This window comes from Streptomyces sp. ICBB 8177, from assembly GCF_003144095.1.
Taxonomy (GTDB): Bacteria; Actinomycetota; Actinomycetes; order Streptomycetales; family Streptomycetaceae; genus Streptantibioticus_D.
In genome coordinates, this window is the sequence record NZ_NSKH01000016.1 from 3,305 (window position 1) to 9,125 (window position 5,821).

The 5,821-nt window shown below is 71.6% G+C and carries 7 protein-coding genes and 1 pseudogene; all 8 read left to right on the forward strand.

The features are described from left to right. Positions 1–993, forward strand: a 993-nt coding sequence (locus tag CK485_RS08220) for a DNA cytosine methyltransferase (protein ID WP_109448603.1), incomplete at its 5' end; no start/stop codon positions are given. Positions 994–1,086: 93 nt separating this feature from the next. Then, on the forward strand, positions 1,087–3,351 hold the full coding sequence (locus tag CK485_RS08225) for an FtsK/SpoIIIE domain-containing protein (RefSeq protein WP_241968223.1): 2,265 nt from the start codon (positions 1,087–1,089) through the stop codon (positions 3,349–3,351). 151 nt (positions 3,352–3,502) lie between these two features. Further along, positions 3,503–3,799: a hypothetical protein gene (locus tag CK485_RS08230; protein ID WP_109448605.1), complete on the forward strand. Its 297-nt coding sequence runs from the start codon at positions 3,503–3,505 to the stop codon at positions 3,797–3,799. 46 nt (positions 3,800–3,845) lie between these two features. Continuing rightward, entirely contained in the window at positions 3,846–4,040 is a 195-nt protein-coding gene (locus CK485_RS08235; protein ID WP_109448607.1) for a hypothetical protein, read from the forward strand. Between the two features lie 18 nt (positions 4,041–4,058). Beyond that, entirely contained in the window at positions 4,059–4,355 is a 297-nt protein-coding gene (locus tag CK485_RS08240; protein WP_109448609.1) for a hypothetical protein, read from the forward strand. Positions 4,356–4,373: 18 nt separating this feature from the next. Then, a complete protein-coding gene (locus CK485_RS08245; RefSeq protein WP_109448611.1) occupies positions 4,374–4,625 on the forward strand; it encodes a hypothetical protein in 252 nt (83 codons plus the stop codon). Between the two features lie 88 nt (positions 4,626–4,713). Further along, positions 4,714–5,637, forward strand: coding sequence for a bifunctional DNA primase/polymerase (locus CK485_RS08250; RefSeq protein WP_241968224.1), 924 nt, complete (start codon positions 4,714–4,716; stop codon positions 5,635–5,637). Then, a pseudogene (locus CK485_RS08255) lies at positions 5,634–5,821 on the forward strand (NTP-binding protein); the annotation flags it as partial. The gene CK485_RS08250 and the pseudogene CK485_RS08255, both read left to right, overlap by 4 nt.

Here is a 5,821-nt window from a genome sequence, read left to right on the forward strand (position 1 = left end):
ATCGGCGGCGTGGACAACGACCCCGCACCCCAGTGGCGCGACCGCATCTACGTCGTCTTCACCCGCGTTGATGTGCCCGCCCCAGATCTGACGCCCTCCCCGCTCGCCTACTGCACACACTGCGACCGGGACGTACGAGCCGTGCAGACGTGGCGCAACGGGCGCAGGGTGGGCAAGTACAAGCAGCAGTACGACTACCGCTGCCCCAACACCGCCTGCCGCCACCAGGTGGTGGAGCCCTACGTGCGCCCGGCCGCGTCCGTCATCGACTGGACCAACCTCGGGGTCCGCATCGGCGACCGGCCCGCACACGGACTGCGCCCCCTGGCCGCCAACACGGTCAAGCGCATCCGCGCCGGGCTGGCCCTGCTGGGCGAGCGGCGCATGGTGCTGACCGTCAACCACGGCGGCCACGACGGGCGCGCCGTGCCCGCCGACACCGCCCCGCTCGCCTCCCGCACCGTGAAGATCGGAGACGCGGTGCTCGTGCCGACCGGCGGCACCTGGAACACCACCCCGACCACCACCGGCGAGCCGATGCGCACCCGGCTGGCCAACCCCAAGGGGTTCGAGGCGCTGCTGACCCCGCCGCAGGCCGACGACTCGTTCATCGTCACCCTGCGCCGCAACGCCACCGCCCGCCCCGTGACGGCACCGGTCGACACCGTGACCGGGCAGGGGCGGCATCACTGGCTGGTCATCCCCTACCGCAACGCGGGCACCAAGTCGGCCGGCGAGCCGCTGCACACGCTCGGCACGAAGGACTCCGCCGCCCTCCTCGGGCCCGCCCCGGTGCTCGAGGAGTGCCACTACCGGATGATCCAGCCGCGCGAACAACTCCTCGCCCAGCGCTTCCCGGCCGACTACATCGTCCACGGCAACAAGGGCGAACAGACCATGCAGGCCGGAAACGCCGTGTCCTGCAACGTCGCCCAGTGGATCGGCGAACGCGTCACCGCCGCCCTGGCCCGCACCGCAGCCACCGCCGCCTGATCTCAAGCCCGTTGTTCGCGGGCCCGGCCGCCCACCTCCTACAGCGACGGCCGGGCCCGCTCACCCTCACACCCGAAAGCGGAAGGACCCCCAGTGAACCAGCCCGACGACGACGAACTGTTCAACCGACTCGAAGCCGAGATGACCACCGACCCGGGCGCCGAAGTGGTCGACCTCGGCAAGGCCCGATCGGCCCGCGCCAAGTCGCCCGACTCGGCCACCGACCCGACCGCCGACCGATCGGCCGACTCCACCCCCGACCGCCCGCACACCGAGTCGGCAGACCCGGGCGGGCTGGCAGAGCCGACCCGGGTAGCTGTCGCTCCGGTGGACGATGAGCCGGATGACGACGCGCCGCGTCGGGTGCCGGTGGACTCTCCGGACCTGCCGCGGTCCGGGGTGGTGTACGAGAAGCGGCGTCCCATCCTGCCGCCGTGGCTGGCCACGAAGACCGAACTCCTCCTCACCGCCCGGCACTTCGGCGCCCGCACCGCCTACACCGCCGCGTACCACTCGATCCGCACCCCGTGGTACGGGCTGCGGCTGGCGGCGACTGCGCCGCGCGGCGGCATCCGCTTCGCGTCTGCGGCGCGGCGGTGGGTGTGGGACACCGAAGCCGAACCGCTTCGGGCCGCCGCCGTACGGGACGAGGACGTGAGCCAGTACCTGACCCTCTCCCGCCAGCGTGACCGCCGGGTGCGCGGCCGAACCCTGGTGATGCTGCTCGCCTGCGTCACCGGACCCGTGCTGGCCCTGGCCTTGTACGTGATGGCGCCGGGCTGGCTGACGGTGCTGGCGCTGGCGGCGGTCGCCGCGCTGGGCTTCTACGGGCAGGAGAAGGACCACCCCATCATTGGCCCGGCGGTGCTGCGCACCGAGGTGGAGAAGCTGACCGGCACCATCGTGCTGCGGGCGCTGGACAACATCGGGAACCCGAAGATCTGCGCCGCCATCAAGAAGGGCGGCGACATGAACGGCATGCACTTCGTCTCGGAGATCGTGCGCGACGGGCCCGGCTACCGCGCCGACCTCGACCTGCCCTACGGCGTCACCCCTGAGGACATCATGGAGGCGCGCAAGGAACTCGCCTCCGGCCTGCGCCGCAAGGTGGGGTGCGTGTGGCCGTCCGCCGACCCGAACGGGCACGAAGGACGGCTCATCTTGTGGGTGGGGGACCGGCCGATGAACGAGACCACGAAACCGGCCTGGCCGCTGCTGAAGTCCGGCATTGTGGACCTGTTCAAACCCGCCGTGTTCGGCAACGACCAGCGCATGGGCGAAGTCAGCGTGACGCTGATGTTCGCCGCCGTCGTCGTCGGCTCCATCCCCCGCATGGGCAAGACGTTCCTGATGCGCCTGCTGCTGCTCATCGCCGCCCTCGATCCGCGCGCGGAACTGTACGCGTTCGACTTCAAGGGCACCGGCGACTTCAAGGCCCTGGAGCCGGTCTGCCACCGCTACCGCGCCGGTGAGGAAGACGAGGACATCGAATACCTGGTGGCCACGCTGCGGGAGCTGAAGGAAGAGCTGCGCCGGCGAGCGAAGGTCATCAAGTCCCTTCCCACCTCGCGCTGCCCCGAGTCGAAGGTCACCCCGGAACTGGCCAACGACAAGACGCTGCGGCTCCACCCGATCGTGGCCGGGTTCGATGAGTGCCAGGTGCCCTTCGAGCACGAGAAGTACGGCAAGGAGATCGAAGCCATCTGCACCGACCTGACCAAGCGCGGCCCCGCGCTGGGCATGGTCGTGATGTTCGGCACCCAGCGCCCGGACGCCAAGTCCCTGCCGCCCGGGATCAGCAACAACGCCGTGCTGCGGTTCTGCCTGAAGGTGATGGGCCACCAGGCCAACGACATGGTGCTGGGCTCCGGCATGAACAAGGCCGGATACCAGGCCACCATGTTCTCCCGCTCCGACCGCGGTATCTGCTGGATGGCCGGTGAGGGCGACGACCCGCGCATCGTCTCCTCCGCGTTCGTCGATGCCGTCGCCGCAGGCCAGGTGGTTGCCCGGGCGCGGGTGATGCGGGAGAAGTACGGCAACATCACCGGCCACGCCATCGGCCAGACCCCGGCCGCCGACACCACCCCGACCTTCGACCTCTTGGCGGACGTGCTGTCCGTGGTCCCGGCGGACGAGAAGAAGGTGTGGAACGAGAAGATCGCCGCCCGCCTGGCCGACCTGCGCCCCGAGGTCTACGGCACCTGGAAGGGCGAGACGGTCACCGCGAACCTCAAGCCGCACGGCATCACCGCCGTGGACGTGTGGGGCACCACCGACGCCGGGAAGGGCACCACCCGCCGCGGCACCGTCCGCGCCGACCTCCTCAAAGCCATCACCGAGCGTGACGGAAAGTAGAGGCGGTCACCCTCCGGCGCGGTGCTAGACCTAGCAGCCGCCGCTGCTAGGTCTAGCACCCCTGCTAGCACCCCATCCCTGGGCTGATCTGCTACCTAGCATCTAGCAGCCCACCTGCGGAAACACCCGGAAACCCGCCTGGAAGGGCACCATGACCCCCCTAGAGGCTGCTATAGCCATCCCACCAGCCGTGACTGTGTGTTACGGACTGCTGTGTGCGGGCAGTCCGCTCGGCAACTGCCGCAAGTGCCGCGGCTTCGGCTTCGCGATGAAGGCCGATCGCAAAGGACGCCCCAAACGCGGCAAGCACTGCCGCCGCTGCGACGGCCACGGCAAACGCATCCGCATCGGCCGGCGCCTGTTCAACGCCGCCCGCCGCACCTGGCACGACGCCACCGCCGAACCCCGCACACCCGCAGCCCGGAAGAACACCCCGCCATGGCGCTGACGGAGCGCCACACGCCGCTACCACTGACCGACTCGGAGGCTCACCCGTGACCCTCACCCTCTCCGCCGTCCTGCTGTTCGGCGGCGCTGCCGCCGTCGCCCTGAAGTTCCGCTCCGCGAAGTTCGGCGGCGCACTGGTCATCTACCTGTTCGGCTTCTTCACCGCCTCCACCTCAGCCGCTGGACCCATCCGCACCCTGTGCGCCTCCCTCGCCCACTCCCTGTCCACCATCGGCCACTAACCCCCCGGAGGAACCCCCGTGGACGCAAGCCTCATCGCCGCAACCGTCCTGTTCGGCCCCGGAGCCGCCGCCCTGCCCGCCATCGCCGTCCTGTGGCACCGCAGCAACCGCGAACGCGCCGCAGAACGCGCCGCCTTCACCCAGCACCACACCGTGCAGGCGGCCCCCGTCCCGCCGCCCAACCCCGGTCGGCCGCTCAACCCGCCGGCCCCTACCACCCATGCCGCCCCGGTCACGCCTGCACCGCACCGCCCGACGACCGACGGGCCGGGCGCCGTGGTCATCGACCTCGCCGCCCGCCGCCGGGCCGCCTAACCCACCAAGGGAGTCCCTGTGATCCGTCTGCGTATCCAACGAGCCGTGTTGCCGCGCCCGGCACTCATCCTCACCGACACCCCCCGTCCCAACTGCCCCCAGTGCTTGGGCGATGGCGGCATCGAATGGCCGTACGGCGACGAGACCGGTGAGTACGCCGGGAGCGAGTGGGAGTGGTGCGGCTGCTGGAACGAACGCCTGCGCTGGACGCTACTGCTCCTGCCCTGCCGCAAGTCGGGCACCGCCTACACCGACGAGCCGCCGTTCTAGACACACCCGGGGCGGGCGCCGCCTCACCACAAGTCCGCGCCCGCCCCGGTTCTCCGTGTCCCTCCGAAGAGAACAGGAGACCTCCAGCATGACCCATTACGCGGTACCCGGCGAGGCCCGCCCCGGCCACGCCATCCTGACGAGTCGCGAGCCCCTGCGCACTGCGCTGGCCTTGGCCGCCGCGGGCGTGCCCGTGCTGCCCCTGCGGAAGAACAAGCGGCCGTTCGCCAACTGCCCCGCGTGCTCCGGCAGCGCCTGCGGCGACCGCCCCCACATGAAGACCCCCGGCCCCTGCCAGTGCCCCGCCCCCTGCCACGCCTGGGCCGCCGCCACCACCAACCGGGCCGTCATCGCCTCGGCCGCGTGGGCGGCGGCCTGGCGGTCCGCCGGGGGTGTCGGCTACCACCCGGGCGGCTGCGGCCTGACCGTCGTGGACCTGGACAACCCGGCCGCCGTGTCCTGGGCACAGGCCACACTGCGCGCCACCAGGACCGTGCCCACCACGCGCGGGCAGCACTGGATCTACCGGGGCGTCATGCAGTCCGCGAACGGCGTGCGGCCCGGCGTCGACATCAAGTCCCGCATGGCCTACGCCCGGTGGCTCGGGCCCGGCACCGGCGCCATGACCACCCTTCCCGACACCGTGCGCGCCCTGGTCGCGAGGGAAGAGGCCACCCCGCGCCGCGCGGGGGTGGCTTCTTCCCTTCCGGAGCGCGGCACGTGGAGCCGTCGGGTGGCGCACGGCTGCCGCCACACCGAGGCGTACGTGAACACCGGTCTGCGGCGCGGTCTGGACCTGGTGGCCGCGTGCAAGGAGTCCGGAGCGGGGTCGCAGGCGTTCGGGGTGGCTCGGTTCCTCGCGGCCCAGCACGCGCGCTGCCCCGGACCCTGCGACCTGGAGAGCGTCGGTCGTCAGATCGTCGCCGCGGCCGTCGCTGTCGGCGTGCCCGAGCCCTACGCCCGGCGGGCCGTCGCCAACGGCTTCCACACCGGTCTGGGGCGTGCCGCGTGACCCCCGGCGAGGAACTGCCCGCCCCCTCCAACCCGCTGGCCGTGGCGCGGCGTCTGCTGCCCGACTGGCAGGCCGACGACGGCGCCCTGATCTGCCGCCGCTGGCGCGGCTCGTGGATGCGCTGGACCGGCACCGCCTGGCGCGAGGTGGACGAACAGCAGGTACGCGCCCACATGTACAAGCG

Excerpts from the sequence above, each read along its gene's own strand:
- CK485_RS08230 (WP_109448605.1), top strand. The coding sequence starts at position 3,503 with ATGACCCCCCTAGAGGCTGCTATAGCCATCCCACCAGCCGTGACTGTG.
- CK485_RS08250 (WP_241968224.1), top strand. The coding sequence starts at position 4,714 with ATGACCCATTACGCGGTACCCGGCGAGGCCCGCCCCGGCCACGCCATC.